Raw genomic sequence first — 19305 nt, forward strand, 5'->3', positions numbered from 1 at the left:
ATGTTAAACTATTATCGAAAAGAGCAACGTAAGATTGCAATGGGACTATTAAGCTTTCACCAAAAACTGACTGAATATCAGGCATTACTAAAAGGAATAGATATGTATGAAACAGAAAATGACTTACATCTGTTATTTTGGACGCCAGCTGGAGAACAAAATATTCAAGGAATTGTGGGGATCGAAGTAGAAACATCTGAAGCGATGATTTTACATGATATATCAATCAACCCTTCTTTTAGAGGCGAAAAGATTGGTTTCGAACTGTTAGACGAAATTGTTGAACTCTATCCGGACACAAAAATCTATGGCACATTGGCAACATCTGCCTATTTATCTAAATGGAAAGAACACAATGCGTGAATTTTGTGGTAAACTAAAGAGCTTAAAAAGAAAGTTGGATGATCTTGCAGGAAATTAATGTGAAATTGGATGTATTTGAAGGACCATTGGATCTTCTGTTGCATTTAATCCAAAAATTAGAAATCGATATTTATGACATTCCAATCGCTGCAGTAACGGAACAGTACATGAACTACATCCATACAATGAAAACCTTGGAATTAGAGATTGCTGGAGAATATATTGTGATGGCAGCAACATTGATGGCCATTAAAAGCAAAATGCTCTTGCCTAAACAAGAATTAGAACTGACAGAAGATGATGAAATCTTGGATGGAGAAGATCCGCGGGATGCATTAGTTGCTCAATTATTGGAATATCGTAAATTTAAATACGCAGCAGGACTCTTGCATGATAAAGAATCTGAACGAAGCCTTTATTATACAAAAGAACCAATGGATATCGATGAGTACAAAGAAGACAACCCATTATTAGAACCAAACCAATTAAACACAATTGATTTATTCTTAGCATTTCATTCAATGCTAGAAAAGAAAAAGAGTCGCCAACCTGTAGAAACGACGGTTAGCGGAGACGATGTATCGATTGAAGAGAAAATTACAACGATTTCTCAAAGAATGTGCCAAATGGATTACAATACACCCATTCATTTTGAATCATTTTTCACTTCTTATTCAAAACAAGAGGTCGTTACGACTTTTATGGCATTGCTGGAATTAATGAAAAAAGGTATTATCCATGTAGAACAAGAGGACAATTATAGTACGATTTTATTATATAATAGGTCTGAAGAGATTGAATCAAGTACGGAGGAAACAATGTGACCACAGTCAGCCAAATTGAAGCGATTCTGTTTGTTGTTGGTGAAGAAGGGATTGGGCTAGAAGAATTATCCTATCTGCTAAACCTTTCCACGGCAAAAACCTATGAAGCCTTGACCACTTTAAAAGAACGCTATGAATCAGATAAACAATCTGCTTTAAATATTTTAGAAGTAGGAAATCATTTTATTCTATCTACCAAAAAAAACTTTGCTCCATTATTAAAAAAATATGCGCAGTCGCCGATTTCCAATGCGTTATCTCAAGCAGCACTTGAAACGTTGTCGATCGTGGCCTACAAACAGCCAATTTCAAGAGTAGAAGTTGATGAGATCAGAGGCGTACAATCTGCTGGTTCGATGCAAAAATTAGTTGCTCGCCAATTGATTGAAGAAAAAGGGCGAGTAGATGGACCAGGTCGAGCTATTTTATATGGCACAACCGCTTATTTTATGGATTATTTTGGTTTAAGATCGCTAGAAGAATTACCTGATATTCATCAGATGGAAGAAGAAATCGCTGAAGAACTACCTTTAGACCTCTTTTTCGATCGTTACAAAGAACTCAATGAAGAAGAAATAACAACGGATACAACCAAATCGGAGGAAGAAAACTAGATGGAAAGACTTCAAAAAGTAATTGCGCATGCGGGGATTGCCTCTCGCAGAAAAGCAGAAGAATACATCGTTAATGGACGAGTTAAAGTAAATGGGAAAATCATTCGTGAATTAGGTACCCAAGTTGGAAAAAATGACAAGGTCGAAGTTGATGATGTGCCAATCTATAAAGAAGAGTATGGTTATTATCTTTTCTACAAGCCAAAAGGGGTAATTTCCGCTGTTTCTGATGATAAAGGGAGAAAAGTTGTAACAGATTTTTTCTCACACATCAAAGAACGGATTTATCCAGTTGGGCGATTAGACTATGACACATCAGGTCTATTGCTTTTGACGAATGATGGTGAGTTTTCTCAAAAATTGACCCATCCAAGTCATGAAATCGATAAGGTATATGTGGCAAAAGTAAAAGGCTTAGCCAAAAAACATGATTTGTTGCCACTAACCAGAGGGATGAAAATCGAAGGCTACAAGACTGCACCTGCGGCATTTGAGATTATATCTGTCGATTTAAAAACAAACACAAGTATTGTAGAACTGACAATCCATGAAGGACGCAATCATCAAGTAAAAAACATGTTGCAAGCAGTTGGCTACCCAGTTCAGAAACTAAAAAGAGAAAAGTATGGCGATTTGACTTTAAAAGGGCTACGCCCAGGGGAATATCGTAATCTTAATAAAAAAGAAATTAGCGTTTTGATGAATCAATCGAAGTAGTAGAAGAAATTGATTCTGTTTCTACTGTTTATAGTAACTAAAGGGCAAGATAAAAGTGGTTTTAGCTTTTATTTCACCCTTTTTTTTTAACTTATTCATGTGAAGAACGTAACTATTGCTTTTTCATCTTTTAGATGTATAATAGGAGATGTACAAAAATTTAATAAAGGTTCGTCTTCAGGGGCAGGGTGAAATTCCCGACCGGTGGTTATAGTCCACGACCTACTTCATTTGAAGTGGCTGAATTGGTGAAATTCCAATACCGACAGTAAAGTCTGGATAAAGAAGATAGGGCTTATTTGAATTGGCATTTTTCAGATAAGATAACTCTACTCTATTTTCCCTGCTGGAAAATAGAGTTTTTGCTGTGAATCACTACGATTGGCCAAAGGACAGAGTAGATGATGAACAGTACTTGGCGAACGAAGAGAGCGAAGTAACCTCAGTACTGAATCACTACGCTGTGCTTCGATCTCATCAATTTCTAAGAGCTAAAGCTCTAAGAATTGAAGGACTACGATTGGCCAAAGGACAGAGTAGATGATGAACACTACTGGACCAAGGAAAAGAGAAGTTGAAACGCCATACTTAACTAAAAACTAATGATGGTTACTATCTCTTTCATTACGAAATACTGCAGTATCTTTGAACACAATCAAATAATGACCAATAATCTGGTATAACCAAGCAGTATGTAACGACAGAATTCCGATCGTTCAACCAAGTAACTTTTCACAGCAGAGCAAGAGCAATCACTGAAAAGTCAGTTTAAAGAAGTTCGTTTGAAGATGGGTCCTTAAACAGGAGGATTTCATATGCGAAACAACAAGGTACAAAAAATGGTAAGTGTAGCAATGTTAGCAGCAATCGGTGTGGTTTTACAATTTGTGGCGTTTCCGATCATACCATCACTAAGTTTTTTAAAAATCGATTTCAGCGACATTCCAGTTATGATCAGCATGTTTTTATTCGGACCATTAGCTGGAATCAGTACAGCTTTTATAAGATCTGTACTGCATCTATTCACAACAGGTGCATCACCACAAAATTTAGTTGGAGATGCGGCTAGCTTTTTTGCCACAACTGTCTTTACTTTACCGATGTATTACTTTTTCAAACGAGGAAGCGACAAGCTTTCAAATAAAGTTTTAGGCATTTCTACAGGAATAATCGCTTTAACAGTTTTCATGGGTGTAGCCAATTATTTTGTGATCACACCACTTTATTTGAAACTGTTCGGCGTATCAGCGGGACAATTTTTAGGAATGTCATTAGCAAAATACGTTACGATCGGTATTATTCCATTCAACTTGATCAAAGGCGCAATTGTGAGTGCTGTTTTCTTGATTCTTCATGCAAAACTTTTACCATGGCTTTCTAGAAAACAATATCAGTTGGGCAATAAAAAGACGATAACTAAATAATTGATTGATATAAACTAAAAAAATATAGAGCGGACGGCTTGTTCTGCTTTATATTTTTTTTTGAGCCATAATTGTCTGTTTTTAACATGATTTCTGATATTATAGATGAGACGAGAAAGAGGAGGACAGCAAATGAAAAAATGGCAGAAACGTTTCCTTTGGTTTGTCGGTGTACTGATAGCTTTGGTTTTAATTGGCTTATTTTACCTGAAAACCATTACATATACGCCTACAACAAACGCTTTAGAAGTTTCAAAAAAGGCGATAGACGAAAACGGTGTATTATTTTTTAAGGGGAATCAAGAAAAACCAGCCCTTATTTTTTATCAAGGAGCTTTAGTAGAAACTGCTAGTTATAGTATTTGGGCTGAAAAAGTAGCAGAGGCTGGTTTTCCGGTCTATCTTGTAAAAGAACCGTTAAATCTAGCTGTTTTAGGACAAAATAAAGCTGAACAAATCATAGAGGCTAATCATCTAAGTAAGTATGTTATCGGGGGACATTCCTTAGGAGGCGTGATGGCTAGTCGTTTTGTTGCCGAACGGAAGAATCAAGAGGCAGTGAAAGGTGTATTTTTTTTAGCAAGTTATCCTGATAAAAAGGGCAGTCTTTCAAATTTTGAAGGATCAGTCCTATCATTGACTGGATCTGAAGACGGTGTTTTAAATTGGCAAGCGTATGATCAAGCCAAAAAATATTTACCTAAGCAAACAGTTTATGAAGAAATCAATGGAGGGAACCATGCTGGATTTGGTAGTTATGGTGAGCAAAAGGGCGATAATCCTGCTAAGATAAATAATGATGAACAACAAGATGAAGTTGCTCGTAAAGTAGTTGAGTGGCTGAATACAATCAATTGAATCCTAAAAGGAGAAGATCTTATTTTAAAACAAGGATCTTCTCCTTTTAGGATTTATAGATTTTTTATTTTTCTACAATCTCTATTGCACGAACGGGACATTTACGGTACGCTGTTAAAGCATTAGCTTGTTGACGTTCAGGAACAAACTCTTGAAAAGCCTCGCTATCATTTTTCAAGATGACGATGCCGTCATCATTATAATCAAAAATTTCTGGTGCATAAACTTGACATAAGCCACAAGCAATGCATTTTTCAGGAATTATTTTACATAACATATAAGCACATCCTATTCTGTCATTGAAAGAGGTGGAAATATGGAGCCTTCCTTTATTTTAGCTTTATTTCAACATGGATACAAGGTGCGTACCTCAACTTTGTATCATCTTTTAAAAGGAAAACGGACAAGTTCCGTTTTATTATATGGGTTTCTTTATGAAAATTTGCGCTTCTTCCAGTTATTTCCTGAGCTGTCTGAAAAACAGTTTGATATCCTATTAGATAATTTGGTGAAGCAAAAGCTATTGTCTAAAACAAGTGATAGTGAGGTTCAGATCACGGCTAGAGGGTTACAAGCATTGACTCATGAAAAGGACCACTATTCTTGGATCGATAATTATCGCTTTGGTAAAACAGATGAAATGATTTGGCGTTTACTTCAATTTACTGTACAAGTCGTTTCTCATTTATCTTTTAACAATAAAAATTATCTTCCACTTGAACAATCACCTTTATACCAAAAACAAATAAAAACGTATATAAGATCACTACCAAAAGCGCAATTGATTGAAACGGTCAAAAAGGAATGGACTCAAATTTTTTCTGCACTCCCTAAAGAAGAAGCGGATTTTTTTGCACAGCAATTTTCAGGCTATCAAACAATTGGGAAAACATCGTTTCAAGTAATGCCCAATCAAGAGACTGTCTTTAACCGATTTTTAATCAAAAAAGAAAAGCTGCATCATTTGATTGATACGATTTTATTGATGCCAGATGCTTCTTTCCTAAAAAAGCTGCTCCTGCCATTGTTGAAACAAAATGAAAATAAAAGTATGAATGAAACGGCTCGATACTTGAAAATGCAACCTTCAGTAGAAGCATTAGCTGTACAAAGGAAAGTGAAACTGAGCACGATCAAGGATCATCTAATGGAGCTAGCTTTAACAAAGGATTTTCCATTTGAGCGCTTTATATCGCAGCCGACTTATGCTTGTTTAGGCGACTATTCAAAGCCTTATCAAGATTGGACCTATCGTTTGGTAAAACAAGAAAATCCAGAAGTGGACTATTTCGAGTTTCGTTTGTATCAAATTCAAAAATTAAGAGAAGAAAGAGAAGCAAGCCGAGGATGATCAATTTAGAACAAGTGCTGCAAACCAAATTCGGGTTCAATACATTTAAACCGGGACAAAAAGAAGTAATCGAGCAATTATTAAGAAACCAAGATACGTTGGCTGTCTTACCTACAGGAACAGGTAAATCGTTATGTTATCAATTTGTTGGACAGATACTAACGGGTTCAGTGCTGATTGTCTCACCGTTACTTTCTTTGATGGAAGACCAAGTGATCCAGCTTCAAAAAAAAGGTGAAACAAGTGTGATAGCAATAAATAGTAGTTTGTCTTTTTCAGAAAAGCAATATGTCCTAAATCATTTAAGGGATTATAAGTATATTTTGATCAGTCCTGAAACGTTGACACAAAAAGAGGTTCGTACCAAAATAGCTCATTTAAAGATCGCCTTGTTTGTCGTTGACGAAGCGCACTGCGTTTCTCAATGGGGCGTTGATTTTAGACCAGAATATACCAAATTAGCTAAGATTCAAGCAGAGTGTGGCAATCCACTAACATTAGCATTAACTGCTACAGCAACGCCAGCAGTTAAAAAAGAAATTATCAATCAAGTTTTTAGCTATCGGACAAACGTTTCTGAAGTGATTTATTCTGTAAATCGACCTAATATTGGTTTGATTGTCAATCAGTGTACAGAAAAGAACGATACACTCATTTCTTATTTGACCCAGCTTAAAAATAAAGGGATCATTTATTGTGCAACTAGAAAAACAGCCGAAAAAATCAATCGTTTGATCAAAGAAGAAACTGATTTAACGTCAGCTTTTTATCATGGCGGGTTGACTGCAAATGAACGTAGTTTATTGCAACAGCAGTTTGTAGCAAATCAATTAGACGTTTTATGTGCTACGAATGCCTTTGGTATGGGGATCGATAAACCTGATGTGCGTTTTGTTATTCATTATGATTGCCCGGATAGCTTAGAGAATTATGTTCAAGAAATCGGGCGGGCGGGTCGAGATGGTCAAGCGAGTGTTGCAATTTTACTCTATCAAAAAGGGGATGAATCGATTCATTATTATTTCCAATCAGAAAGTAGACTAGATCGGACACTTTTAAATGAGTTCGCTACCAGACAATCAGAGAATCAGGAACATCTCTTGCCAGTATTAAATGAAATTCAGCAAAAATGGTTGCAAGGCTATTTAGAAAAAGACTATACAATTGAAGAGTTGAAACAAAGATTATTAAGAAAAGAGAAAGAAAGGCAACAACAATTAGCGGTTATGTTAAACTATATCAAAGAAGCAAAATGCCGTCGTGTATTCATTCAGCAGTATTTTTCAGAAAAAATCACGGAAAGCAGTCAAGAAATTTGTTGTGACCGTTGTGGCTTATCCTTTGACAAGTACAAAGCCCGAATAGTACAATCACCAGAAGAAAACGAAATCTCCAATCAGTGGGAGGACATTTTAATAAGATTATTTAAAGAATGAAAATAATCTTTTTTTAGACTGCAGTTGACAAAAAGCTGTGGTATAATAGCAAACGAGAGAATTTTAGGAGGAACGATACGTGAGTAAAAAAGATAAGAAAAAACCATCAGGTGCACGTGAACCTTGGGAGCAGTCAATTTATGAAACAGATAAAAATGCTGGGGGTTCCCGCTCAGAGAAACGTCAACAAAAAAAGGGCAACACGGTCTTTCTAACAATTTTAGTGATTCTTTTACTATTGATCATTGCTTTACCAGTTGGAACATACCTTTACGTGATGAGAGATAAACCAAATGACAATAAAAATGCTAGTCAGCCTTCATCATCGGTGGTGGTTCAATCTTCAACAAAAAATAGCACAACACAACCATCATCTTCAAGTGCTGATGCATCACAAGAACAGCCTGCATCTTCTTCTGATGTAACAAATGGTGACGGACAAAATAGTAGCAGTAGTAATGTGCCGCAAGAGTCAACACCTCAGTCAGTTGCAGAAGAGCCAGAATATACAGAAGTGTTGAATGGTGAAGGATTCCAACAAGTAGCAGCACGAAATGGGATTTCTATCGAACAATTGGAGCAGTTAAATGGGCGTTCTAGAAATGAAACCTTATTCCCAGGAGATAAACTGCGCGTGAAATAAACATTCGAGATAATAATTTTATTTTGGGTCTCGATTATTAAGGGTCTGCAACAAAACAACCAATGTTTTGTGCCAGACTCTTTTACTATGTGATAAACAAAGGAGTTTGTTATGAAAAAGATAAGCATTGCCATTGACGGCCCAGCATCTTCTGGGAAAAGTACGGTAGCTAAGATTTTAGCCAAAAAATTGAATTATATTTATTGTGATACTGGTGCTATGTATCGAGCATTGACCTATTTAGCAATCCAAAAAAATATCGATTTTGAAGATGAGAAAGCGTTGAGTGATTTATGTTTAGATCATACGATTTCATTCCAGCAAACCGAAAAAGATCAGCTAGTTTTTATTGATGGCCTTGAAGTCACTGAAGCAATCAGGCAACCTGATGTGACGAATTCGGTCTCAATCGTTGCCAAACACGGCGCTGTTAGGGAGAAGATGGTCGAATTACAGCAAATGATCGGTCGGACCGGTGGCGTTGTAATGGATGGTCGTGATATTGGGACAGCTGTATTACCTGAGGCAGAAGTAAAAATTTTCTTAGTTGCCAGTGTGGTTGAGCGTGCTGAAAGACGCTATAAGGAAAACCAACAAAAAGGGATCACAACAGACTTTGAAACGTTAAAAGAGGAAATCGAACACCGTGATTATTTGGATTCAACAAGGGAAGTTTCGCCTTTAAAACAAGCGGAAGATGCTGTGAAAATCGATACAACGGGTATGAGTATTGAAGAGGTTGTAAATACAATTGAAAAGGTTATTTCAAAGAAAAACTAAACCTGTTATAAGCCAATTAGAATTGTTTTTAGGAAAGTATAACTGTGTTAAAGTGATACTTTCTTTGTCTTAAAGAAAGAAAATAACTTCTTATCTCAAATAAAAAAAAGAAAATGAGAGAAATCGCTTTATTTTTTCAGTAAAATCCCGTACTATTAAGGGAGTAGGTCAGTTTTTTACGAATTTTTTGGTGGCATAGGAGGATATATTCATGACAGAAGACAAAAAAGTGGAAATCAGCAATGAAACAATGGAAGATGCAATGAACAGTGTCCAAGAGGTAAGCGTCGGCGACATCGTTAAAGGTGAAGTGCTTGCGGTTGAGGACAAACAAGTCGTTGTTGGTATCGAAGGTGCAGGCGTTGAAGGCGTAGTACCAGCAAAAGAATTATCAACTACACAAGTAGAAGATATCAACGAATTAGTGAGTGTCGGTGACATTTTAGATTTAGTTGTCATCACATCGATTGGTAAAGATAAAGAAAATGGTAGCTATTTACTTTCAAAACGTCGTTTAGATGCTAAAAAAGTTTGGGAAGAAATCGAAGCCGATTTCAAAGCAGGCAAAATCATCGAAGCACCTGTTACAAACGTTGTAAAAGGCGGTTTAGTTGTTGATGTAGGTGTCCGCGGATTTGTTCCAGCATCAATGGTAGAAGACCATTTCGTTGCTGATTTTTCAGAATATAAAGGCCAAACATTGACGTTCAAAATCATCGAGATCGAGCCTTCAGAAAATCGCTTGATTTTATCGCATAAAGCAGTTGTTGCGGCTGAGAAAAATTCTAAGAAAAAAGATATCTTAGCTACTTTACATGATGGTGATATCGTTGACGGAAAAGTTGCTCGTTTAACTGATTTTGGTGCGTTTATTGACTTAGGCGGTATCGATGGATTAGTGCACGTTTCTGAAATTGCGCATCAACATGTGGGGAAACCAAGTGATGTGTTAACTGTAGGTGACGATGTAAAAGTTAAAATTCTTTCGATTAATCCAGATGAAGAACGTGTTTCTCTATCAATCAAAGAAACATTGGCTGGACCTTGGGAAGATATTGAAAACAAAGCAGCTGTTGGTTCTGTTCTTGATGGAACTGTCAAACGTTTAACTAGTTTCGGCGCATTTGTTGAGGTATTTCCAGGTGTTGAAGGCTTAGTTCATATTTCTCAAATTTCGCATAAACATATTGCAACACCTCACGAAGTTTTACAAGAAGGTGATGCTATTCAAGTAAAAGTATTGGAAGTTAATCCAGATGAACACCGGATTGCTTTAAGCATCAAAGCATTAGAAGCAAAACCAGAATCTCAAGAAGAACCAAAAGATGTTCAAGAATATGAGTTACCAGAAGAAAATACTGGTTTCACAATGGGTGATATCTTAGGTGATGCACTAAAAGCACAAGATTCTGATTCAGAATAATGATGTTTAAGATATAAGAGCGAGGGGAAACCCTCGTTCTTTTTTCGTTCCAATAATAAAAACCCTCACCAGTAAAGATCGTTTAGTGGCTGAGGGTTTTGTTATAAAATTAATTATAAATCACACGCAAATCAGCAGGGGTATGTTCCCCGCGATACTGTTTACGGAATTGGTGAGGGGATTGCCCCACTTTTTTCTTAAATAACTTACTAAAATAGGTAGAATCAATGTAACCAACCGTACCAGAAATTTCAGTGATAGATTCTTCTGTCTTCATCAGTAATTGTTTGGCTTTTTCAATGCGATAAGCAGTCAGGTAATCAATAAAATTCATCCCCACAGCCTCTTTAAAAAATCGGCTGACATAATGACGATTTAAATGCATAATATCGGCTAAAGTTGTCAAGTTGATTTCTTCATCATAATGTTCATGAATGTAATCCAAAATCGTATTAATTTGCTCTTTTGCTAAAACAGTTGGTTTATTATTCAAGACATCCATCAAAGAAACTTGGTTTAGAGATTTTACACAACGATCGATCGCAAATTTTAACTCATTAAAATCAATGGGTGTCAATAAATAATCGATTACACCACAACGTAAAGCTTGATGGATACTTTGGAAGTTATCTCGCTCGGTCATTATGATTACTTTAATATTCGGCAGTTGTTGAACTATTTTACGTTTTACGATGAATCCATCAATATCTAAATGATCAATTGCAATCAACAGAATTTCTGGCAAAAGCTTTTCGGCAATGGCTAAGGCTTCTTGTTCCGTTTCAGCTGGAGGTAATACTTTTATATTCATAAATGAATCGTTGATAGATTGTTGAAGTATTCGTTGTTCGTTTGGATCGTTGCTGACAATCAATAATCGGCACATAAATAAACCCTCTTTTCTTTGATGAGATAATAGTCCTTTTTGTTTGTGAAATTTTCTTTATTACTCTATGATACCTTGAATAAATTCAGCTTTCAAGTGTAATTGTTTGTGAAAAAAATTCGCGGATAGGTAAATTTTGTCCATAATCTTCTTAAAATATTCCCTAACAAATTGATTTAAATAGATTAAAATTAATTTGTAAGCGTTTAAGGCGCTAATAAGAGAACGAACGACAAAAATAGAGGAGTGTTCAAAATGACTGAACTAAAAGTAAAAGAAATTGAAACACTAGTTGCAACTGCGAAAGAAGCACAAAGTAAATATGAAAGCTACACTCAAGAACAAGTAGATGCGATCGTGAAAAATGTATACCAAAAGACACTTGATAATGCGGAAAAATTAGCTATTTCAGCTAACGAAGAAACTGGTTTTGGGAAAGTTTCAGATAAAATCATCAAAAATACATTTGCTAGTGAGCAAGTTTATGAAAGTATTAAAGATCTCGCAACTGTTGGTGTGATCAATCGTCGTAAAGAAGATAAAATCATTGAAATTGGTATTCCTTTAGGTGTAGTAGCAGGCTTGATCCCTTCAACAAATCCAACAGCTACAGTTATTTTTAAAGCATTGATTGCCTTAAAAACAAGAAATGCAATTATTTTTTCACCACATCCAAAAGCGTTGAAATCGATTTTGATGGCAGCAGAAATTATTGAGAAAGCAGCCGTTGAAGCTGGAGCACCAGCTGGATTAGTTCAAGTGATCCAAGAACCTACATTGGAAGCAACAAGTGCTTTGATGAAACACGAGGATATTTCGTTGATCCTTGCTACAGGTGGTAAAGCAATGGTGCAGGCAGCTTATAGTTCAGGAAATCCGGCAATTGGAGTAGGTCCTGGAAACGTTCCAGTCTTGATTGATGCAACAGCGGATATTAAACATGCGATTGATTGCGTAGTTAGTAGTAAAACATTTGATAATGGAATCATTTGTGCCTCAGAGCAAGCGCTTGTAGTAGATAAATCCGTAAAAGCGGCCGTTATCGAAGAATTAAAGGCGAAGAAAGCTTATTTTATGAATGAAGAAGAATCGGCAAAAGTCAGCCAATTTATCTTAAGAGAAACAGGGACATTAAACCCAGATATCGTTGGAAAAAGTGCTTCAGACGTTGCAAAATTAGTGGGCATTTCTGTACCGGAAGAAACATCTATTTTAATTTCAGAACAGACTGAGATTGGGCACCATAATCCATATTCAAGAGAAAAATTAACGCCAATCTTAGGCTTGTTCACAGTTGACTCGTTTGAAACAGGCGTAGCAACGTGTAAGGCATTACTTGCGAATGAAGGAACAGGCCATACAGCGGTGATCCATACAACGAAAGATGCTAATGCCGAAATATTTGGATTAGAAATGAGAGCGTCTCGTATTCTAGTTAATACATTAGGGGCTTTAGGAGCAATTGGTGCAACAACAAAATTGGCGCCTTCGATGACCTTAGGCTGTGGCGCAATGGGCGGAAGTAGTACAACCGATAATGTAACAGCTCATCATTTGATGAATGTAAAACGTATCGCATATGGTGTCGAATAAGTTCTGAGCGAGTTATTTGAAATGAAATATCCTGTAATTGTCAAATCGTTTACGTGACAATTACAGGATTTATTTGTATTCAGTGCTTTAATTGACTTATTTCACTAGTTTTTCTTGCATCTTAGACAAGCTTTAGGTAAACTAGTAAAGATTGAAAACTTGTCAAGGAGGTAATTTGAATGGCAAATCCAACAATTGCAATTGTCGGTCGCCCGAATGTTGGGAAATCGACGATTTTTAACCGTATAGCTGGTGAGAGAATCTCTATTGTAGAAGATACACCAGGTGTAACAAGAGACCGTATTTATGCCACTGGAGAGTGGTTAGGACGTGAATTTAGTATTATTGATACAGGTGGTATCGATCTAAGTGACGAACCGTTTATGGAGCAAATCAAGCATCAAGCTGAAATTGCGATTGAAGAAGCAGATGTGATCGTATTTGTAGCGAGTGGTAGAGAAGGTGTTACGGATGCAGACGAATTAGTAGCAAAAATCTTATATCGCAGTAATAAGCCAGTGATCTTAGCTGTCAATAAAGTGGATAATCCAGAGATGAGAAATGAAATCTATGAATTTTATTCTTTAGGTTTAGGCGATCCATTCCCGATTTCAGGGAGTCATGGTTTGGGAATCGGTGATGTTTTAGACGAAGCAGTCAAACATTTTTCTACTGAAATCGAAGAAGAAGACGCAGATACGATCAAATTTAGTTTGATTGGACGTCCTAATGTTGGGAAATCTTCCTTGATCAATGCGATTCTTGGTGAAGACCGTGTCATTGTTTCAGAAATCGAAGGAACAACTCGTGATGCCATTGATACTCGTTTTGAATCTGAGAATGGACAAAAATTTTTGATGATCGATACAGCTGGTATGCGAAAACGAGGCAAAGTCTACGAATCAACAGAAAAATACAGTGTGATGCGTGCCATGCGTGCGATTGAACGTTCAGACATTGTTTTAATGGTTTTAAATGCCGAAGAAGGTATTCGTGAACAAGATAAGAAAGTTGCGGGATATGCACATGAAGCTGGTCGTGGGATCATTATCGTTGTGAATAAATGGGATACGATCGAAAAAGAAACAAATACGATGCGCGATTTTGAAGAAGAGATTCGCGAAGAGTTTCGTTATTTAGATTATGCGCCGATCATTTTTGTTTCGGCAGTAACGAAACAACGCTTGAATAAACTACCAGAATTGATTGAATTAGTCAGCATGAACCAAAATCTGCGGATTCCGTCTGCGCTATTGAACGATGTAGTGATGGATGCGATTGCGATCAATCCAACGCCAACAGATAAAGGCAAGCGTCTAAAAGTATTCTATGGTACTCAAGTAGCGATCAAACCGCCAACATTTGTCATTTTTGTAAATGAAGAAGAATTGATGCATTTTTCATATGCAAGATTTTTAGAAAATCAAATTCGTAAAGCCTTCACGTTTGAAGGAACACCAATCAAAATTATCCCGAGAAGACGGAAGTAGCGCATTTTACCACACTTTTTTCAAATGTACAAATAAATTCATTGAGTTATAAAAAAAAATGATAGTTTTAGAAAAAACTGGTTAAAACGCATCAAAAACCTTGCTATTACAAGCTTCCTATGATATCGTGATAACAGAATATTGATCCAATTCAATATTTGTACGTGATTTTTGGACCACTCAAAAAGAAACGTAAATTCGATATCTTTTAGATATCCTATCCCTTGTGGAGGAGGTGAAATAATCCATGGCAAATAAAGCAGAATTAATCGAAAACGTTGCATCTTCAACTGGTTTAACTAAAAAAGACGCAACTGCAGCAGTGGATGCTGTATTTTCAACAATCCAAGAATCTCTTGCTAAAGGTGAAAAAGTTCAATTAATCGGTTTTGGTAACTTTGAAGTACGCGAACGTGCGGCTCGTAAAGGACGTAACCCACAAACTGGTAAAGAAATTCAAATCGCTGCAAGTAAAGTACCTGCGTTCAAACCAGGTAAAGCGTTGAAAGATGCTGTTAAATAAGACAGTTCTTAGAACCCTTGATTATTCAAGGGTTCTTTCTTTATGCAAAAAAGCCAATCAGCAAAGATTGGCTTAAGAGATAACAAATAATCAGCTATGTTAAAAAATGAAACATGAAACTATGAACAGTGTCGCGTGCTAATTATTCAAATCATGACTGAATCACTTTGTTTCTTCGAACAGCAGTATTCTAAGAACTGCGCTATTTTTCTTAGAGGTTGGCTATTTTTTGAAACAAACCCAGTATAAGCTATAAATAAGTTTTTTTTACATAAAAAAAGTAAAATATATCTGGTAATTTATGAATCAATAATGTCTGTTCTTTAAGAAAATTAAAAGAACAACTGTCTTTGATCAAGAATCATTGCTTTTCCAAAATAAAAATCATCCCTCTTTCTGTTTTCCCTTGACTAATGGTAAACTGTAAGAGAGGGGTGTTATCGATGGAACTTGTTTATAAGAAAAATCAGTTAGAGACCACAATCATCTATGGTGAAACATTTGCTTCCCAAATTAAATCAGCCTCAATTAAATCGAAACATCTTTTTTTGCTGACGAATCAGCGCTACTATGATTTATTTTCGGAAAAACTAATTCAGCTTTTTGATGACAAACAAGAAATAGATTGGTATATTTGTAAGAATGACGCTCATTGTAATAATCTGAAAGAGTTAGAGAGTCTCTTAACTTTTTTAGCTGATTTTGATCAGCAGCAAGACTTTCTTTTCTTAGGTGTTGGAAATGAAGGGGTTGTTCAATTAACGAACTTTTTGCATGAAACATCTGTACTGACTTCTGATTGTTGGCTTTTGCCATTATCTATTCAATCATTAAGCAAGAGTCTGATTCATGAAGTTCAAATAGAATTAAACAATCATCCTGTTTTACAAAGTTCCGTTTTGGCAGATAAAATACTTTACGATCATACATTAACAACGGATCATGGAGATGGGAAACTAGTTGATTTTCTTGTTTTTATCCGCTGTGGTTTGGTTTGCAGCCATGATTTTTTGAGAATGCTTTTTAAAAACTACAGCGATGCAACACGTTTGAATCAGCAGTCTTTTAATGGTATGTTGGATGAAATGATTCGCTATTATGAAAACGATGGACAAATGATCGATCAATTTGGGCGACTGTTTGAGCAAGGGTTCTAGAAACAACGAATGGACACCTATTATCCAGTCATATGAAACGATTTTTAGGCTGTTTGATCCAGTTGCTTTGGTCTCAAGAAGTGAATCAGTTTTCGTTTCATTATAAAAATTTCATAATTTGGTTGATTCGTCTAGGTTTCCCTGTCGATTTTCCAGAACAAATTTTGGTCAGTGACTATGTGGAAGGTATTTTAAACTGTCTTGAGCGTGGAGAGAAGGCGGCTCTTTTAAAAGAAGTCGGGGAATTTGATCGAATGGAACAACCTAAAACAGAAGATTTATTAGCAACTGTAGAAAAATATAAAACTATTTTAAAAGAAATTAGAGGGTAAATGATGACAACATATAGTGAGAAAATGCTACAAGCATTACATGAAGAAGAGTTGGCACAAGCGCAGTTGATGTTGGCAGAAGCTATTAGAAAAGATGATGATGATACGCTTGCGGATTTAGGGGAAGAATTATTGTCGCTTGGATTTTTGGAAGAAGCAAAACTAGTTTTTGACCATTTAATAACAATTTTTCCAGAGGCTGATGGCTTGAATCTTCCATTAGCTGAAATTGCGATTGAAAATAATTTGATCGATGATGCATTTGTCTATCTAGAAAAGGTAGGCAAAGATAGTGATAGCTATGTTCAAAGTCTATTAGTAACAGCTGATTTGTATCAGGTCATCGGAATTCCAGAAGTCAGTGAAGCAAAATTAAAAGAGGCACAACGATTGATGCCGGACGAACCATTGATTTTATTTGCTTTAGGTGAGTTGTATTTTTCTAATGGTCAGTTTCAAGAATCCGCTACAGCTTACCAAGAGCTACTTAACGGGCAAGTTACCGAAATCTCTAATGTCTCAATCAACGAACGTTTAGGTAGTACACTTAGCATGTCTGGCGATTTTGAAGGAGCGATCCCATTTTTAGAAAAGGCGTTGGAGGAAGGTCAGACAGATGATCGTTTATTCCAATTAGCGTTCACTTACTTGCAACTCCATGAAAATCAAAAAGCAATTGCTTTACTGCAACAATTAAGAGCGTTGAATCCACATTATCAGTCGCTGTATTTATCTTTGGGCGAAGCGTTGCAAGAAGAAGAACAACTTGAAGAAGCGCGTACTGTTCTAGCTGAAGGGATCAAAGAAAATCCATTCCAAGTGGATTTATATCAATTAGCTTCTGAAAATGCCTATCGATTGCATGATACAGAAAAGGCTGAAGCGCTATTAAAAGAAGCGTTGGAACTTGGCGAAAAAACGGATGAAACAAGACTTACGCTAAGTAATCTATATTTAAATGAACATAGATTTGATGAAGTGATCGATGTCGTTCAACAAATGGAAGAACAAGGACATCCGTATGGTGAATGGAACTTGGCACATGCTTATAATGAATTGGAAGAGTTTGATTTAGCAAAAGTACATTATGAGCAAGCGTACCAAGAACTTTCCCATGAGCCTGAATTTTTAAAAGAGTATGCTGTATTTCTACGTGAGGAAGGGCAACTAGAGAAAACAAAAGAGTTATTGCAACACTATCTTCACCACGAACCTGGGGACAACGAAGCGCAATCCCTGTTAGATGATATTGAAGAAAGATAGGTGATCATATGTTTGTCAATGTCGCAGATAAAAAGGATTTTTTAGTTTGGTTAGTCAATAATATTTCCTTTAGCCAAAGAGAAGTATTGTGGATTTTAAACTATTTGATCAATCACGAAGCCATTTTAAATAATGTTCATTTTATTGAACAAGCAGATAAAGCTGTTCGTGGACTAAAAGTCACGTCAAAAGAAATCGATGATGAACCCATTCGTTTATTTCTTTCAGGGAAAGAATTTACGGATACTGATCAGATTTTCCATGAAATTCGGATGAATTGGAAAGAAGCACTCTATGTGGAATGTATCTTTGATGGGTCTTGGCAAAATAGCCAGTATTTGTCTATTTTAGAGGATAATCCTTATGCGCGCTGGAATGAACAGGTGAGTGAAGAAGTAATTGAAAGTATTAATACGTTTTTCGCTCATGAGGAAAAGCAAGCGAAAATTGATTTACTCTATCATCAAATCGATTTAGCTTTAGAAGATAAAAACCACGAAGCGTTTTTAGAGTTAACAGATGAATTAAACCGTTTGAAAAAATAAAAAAAGTGGCCGAGAAAAAAGTGTGTAGCCCCGAGAACCAAGTCCTTCAATTCTTAGTGTCATTGATGCTTAGAGATTGATGAGATTGGAACGTAGTGTAGTAGCTACCTTTTTCTCGTCGTTTATTCAACTTTAAAGAGCGAAACAAAACGGATCTTTCGTTTTGTCCCGCTCTATTTTTGACTTAGTTAAGCTGTTTTTTTCTTTTGAAGAGCATTTTTGTCGGTCTAGAATAGGTGAATCCTTCTCCGATTGCTTCGTGAACATTAATGACAGAAATAAACGCTTTTGCATCCAACTCATGAACGATTCGCTTGATTTCTATGATTTCACTAGGACTAACAACTACATAAAGGACTTTTTTCTCGACTTGAGAATAACCGCCTTGGCCTTCTAAATAGGTCACACCACGTTCTAATAAGGACATGATCACTTCTCCAATATCTTCTGAATGATCAGAGATCACTAAGATTCCTTTGGCAGCATAGGCACCATCTAAAACCGAATCGACAACTTTACTGAAAACAAATGAAACAATCAAGGTATACATCATTCGTTTCACATCGATATAGCTTAAAGACAAAATCAAAACGAGAATATCAAAAATCAGCAAGGAACGGCCCATACTGATGCCGTAATTTTTTTCCAAAATACGAGCGATCACATCGGTTCCGCCTGTCGTCCCGCCGACTCGATAGACTAATCCGCTACCGATACCAGCAGCTAATCCAGCTAATAAAGAAGCAATCAACAAATCATGATCTAGATTCACTTCGATGGGGAATCGTTGCCATAACCATAAAAAGACAGATAAGGAAACGGTACCTAAAATTGTATAATAAAATGAATGCTTTCCTAAAACTTTTCCCCCAATCAAAATCAACGGAATATTGATGATCAAAGTGGAATAAGCGGGATCGATATAAAAAAGTGCCCGTAAAATCAAGGTGATCCCAGTTACTCCGCCTTCTGCTAAGTCATTTGCAATATTAAAGGTTACTAGGCCAAACCCATAAAGACAAGTACCTGCTAGAATCAACAGAACGTCTTTAACATAAAACTTTTTTTCTTCAATCATTGTAC

Annotated in this window: 21 protein-coding genes and 1 riboswitch; of the genes, 18 read left to right on the forward strand and 3 right to left on the reverse strand. The window is 36.3% G+C overall.

All coding sequences use genetic code 11. The features are described from left to right. The 6 genes from ATZ35_RS12995 (at position 1) to ATZ35_RS13020 (ending at position 4800) form a co-directional block, all read left to right on the forward strand. Positions 1-363 carry a GNAT family N-acetyltransferase gene (locus tag ATZ35_RS12995; protein ID WP_208927608.1) on the forward strand — a complete coding sequence of 121 codons (363 nt, stop codon included), beginning with the start codon at positions 1-3 and terminating at the stop codon, positions 361-363. A gap of 44 nt (positions 364-407) precedes the next feature. Next, entirely contained in the window at positions 408-1187 is a 780-nt protein-coding gene (locus ATZ35_RS13000) for a segregation/condensation protein A (RefSeq protein WP_208930491.1), read from the forward strand. Then, positions 1184-1801, forward strand: coding sequence for an SMC-Scp complex subunit ScpB (gene scpB / locus ATZ35_RS13005; protein ID WP_086279502.1), 618 nt, complete (start codon positions 1184-1186; stop codon positions 1799-1801). The genes ATZ35_RS13000 and scpB overlap by 4 nt, the downstream gene beginning before the upstream one ends. Next, positions 1802-2518 carry a pseudouridine synthase gene (locus ATZ35_RS13010; RefSeq protein ID WP_208927609.1) on the forward strand — a complete coding sequence of 239 codons (717 nt, stop codon included), beginning with the start codon at positions 1802-1804 and terminating at the stop codon, positions 2516-2518. 169 nt (positions 2519-2687) lie between these two features. Further along, positions 2688-2812, forward strand: a riboswitch (FMN riboswitch). A gap of 521 nt (positions 2813-3333) precedes the next feature. Further along, entirely contained in the window at positions 3334-3942 is a 609-nt protein-coding gene (locus ATZ35_RS13015) for an ECF transporter S component (RefSeq protein WP_086279500.1), read from the forward strand. Positions 3943-4074: 132 nt separating this feature from the next. Continuing rightward, positions 4075-4800, forward strand: coding sequence for an alpha/beta hydrolase (locus ATZ35_RS13020; RefSeq protein ID WP_208927610.1), 726 nt, complete (start codon positions 4075-4077; stop codon positions 4798-4800). Between the two features lie 64 nt (positions 4801-4864). Here the strand turns inward: ATZ35_RS13020 and ATZ35_RS13025 are convergent, their stop codons facing one another. Further along, entirely contained in the window at positions 4865-5077 is a 213-nt protein-coding gene (locus ATZ35_RS13025) for a ferredoxin (protein WP_208927611.1), read from the reverse strand. A 39-nt stretch (positions 5078-5116) separates the two neighbouring features. Between ATZ35_RS13025 and ATZ35_RS13030 the strand changes: the two genes are divergently transcribed. The 5 genes from ATZ35_RS13030 to rpsA all read left to right on the forward strand — a co-directional run bounded on the left by ATZ35_RS13030 (position 5117) and on the right by rpsA (position 10433). Next, complete coding sequence (locus tag ATZ35_RS13030; protein WP_208927612.1) at positions 5117-6151, forward strand: YpbB family protein; 1035 nt, start codon at positions 5117-5119, stop codon at positions 6149-6151. Next, positions 6148-7587 carry a RecQ family ATP-dependent DNA helicase gene (locus ATZ35_RS13035; protein ID WP_208927613.1) on the forward strand — a complete coding sequence of 480 codons (1440 nt, stop codon included), beginning with the start codon at positions 6148-6150 and terminating at the stop codon, positions 7585-7587. Before ATZ35_RS13030 ends, ATZ35_RS13035 begins: the two co-directional genes overlap by 4 nt. A 79-nt stretch (positions 7588-7666) precedes the next feature. Continuing rightward, positions 7667-8230: an SAG1386/EF1546 family surface-associated protein gene (locus ATZ35_RS13040; protein ID WP_208927614.1), complete on the forward strand. Its 564-nt coding sequence runs from the start codon at positions 7667-7669 to the stop codon at positions 8228-8230. Positions 8231-8341: 111 nt separating this feature from the next. Then, positions 8342-9010, forward strand: coding sequence for a (d)CMP kinase (gene cmk / locus ATZ35_RS13045; protein WP_208927615.1), 669 nt, complete (start codon positions 8342-8344; stop codon positions 9008-9010). Between the two features lie 211 nt (positions 9011-9221). After that, positions 9222-10433, forward strand: coding sequence for a 30S ribosomal protein S1 (rpsA, locus tag ATZ35_RS13050; RefSeq protein ID WP_208927616.1), 1212 nt, complete (start codon positions 9222-9224; stop codon positions 10431-10433). 109 nt (positions 10434-10542) lie between these two features. On the opposite strand, the gene ATZ35_RS13055 is transcribed toward rpsA, so the two are convergent. After that, positions 10543-11319, reverse strand: coding sequence for a helix-turn-helix domain-containing protein (locus tag ATZ35_RS13055; RefSeq protein WP_208927617.1), 777 nt, complete (start codon positions 11317-11319; stop codon positions 10543-10545). A gap of 255 nt (positions 11320-11574) precedes the next feature. On the opposite strand from ATZ35_RS13055, the gene ATZ35_RS13060 reads away from it, so the two are divergent. The 7 genes from ATZ35_RS13060 to ATZ35_RS13085 all read left to right on the forward strand — a co-directional run bounded on the left by ATZ35_RS13060 (position 11575) and on the right by ATZ35_RS13085 (position 18222). After that, the gene (locus ATZ35_RS13060) at positions 11575-12912 is read left to right on the forward strand and encodes an aldehyde dehydrogenase family protein (protein ID WP_208927618.1); all 1338 of its coding nucleotides are present in this window, start codon (positions 11575-11577) and stop codon (positions 12910-12912) included. A 179-nt stretch (positions 12913-13091) separates the two neighbouring features. Then, a complete protein-coding gene (gene der, locus ATZ35_RS13065) occupies positions 13092-14402 on the forward strand; it encodes a ribosome biogenesis GTPase Der (protein ID WP_208927619.1) in 1311 nt (436 codons plus the stop codon). 247 nt (positions 14403-14649) lie between these two features. Further along, the gene (gene hbs, locus ATZ35_RS13070) at positions 14650-14925 is read left to right on the forward strand and encodes a non-specific DNA-binding protein Hbs (RefSeq protein WP_010761417.1); all 276 of its coding nucleotides are present in this window, start codon (positions 14650-14652) and stop codon (positions 14923-14925) included. 443 nt (positions 14926-15368) lie between these two features. Next, complete coding sequence (locus ATZ35_RS13075) at positions 15369-16082, forward strand: hypothetical protein (RefSeq protein ID WP_244148166.1); 714 nt, start codon at positions 15369-15371, stop codon at positions 16080-16082. 32 nt (positions 16083-16114) lie between these two features. Further along, complete coding sequence (locus tag ATZ35_RS16820) at positions 16115-16414, forward strand: hypothetical protein (RefSeq protein ID WP_244148167.1); 300 nt, start codon at positions 16115-16117, stop codon at positions 16412-16414. 3 nt (positions 16415-16417) lie between these two features. After that, positions 16418-17677 carry a tetratricopeptide repeat protein gene (locus ATZ35_RS13080; RefSeq protein WP_208930492.1) on the forward strand — a complete coding sequence of 420 codons (1260 nt, stop codon included), beginning with the start codon at positions 16418-16420 and terminating at the stop codon, positions 17675-17677. Between the two features lie 8 nt (positions 17678-17685). Then, on the forward strand, positions 17686-18222 hold the full coding sequence (locus tag ATZ35_RS13085; protein WP_208927620.1) for a ReoY family proteolytic degradation factor: 537 nt from the start codon (positions 17686-17688) through the stop codon (positions 18220-18222). A gap of 184 nt (positions 18223-18406) precedes the next feature. Here ATZ35_RS13085 and ATZ35_RS13090 read toward each other — a convergent pair whose 3' ends face one another. Next, the gene (locus tag ATZ35_RS13090; RefSeq protein WP_208927621.1) at positions 18407-19300 is read right to left on the reverse strand and encodes a YitT family protein; all 894 of its coding nucleotides are present in this window, start codon (positions 19298-19300) and stop codon (positions 18407-18409) included. Positions 19301-19305 lie beyond the last annotated feature (5 nt).

Source organism: Enterococcus rotai (assembly GCF_001465345.1).
Taxonomy (GTDB): Bacteria; Bacillota; Bacilli; order Lactobacillales; family Enterococcaceae; genus Enterococcus_L; species Enterococcus_L rotai.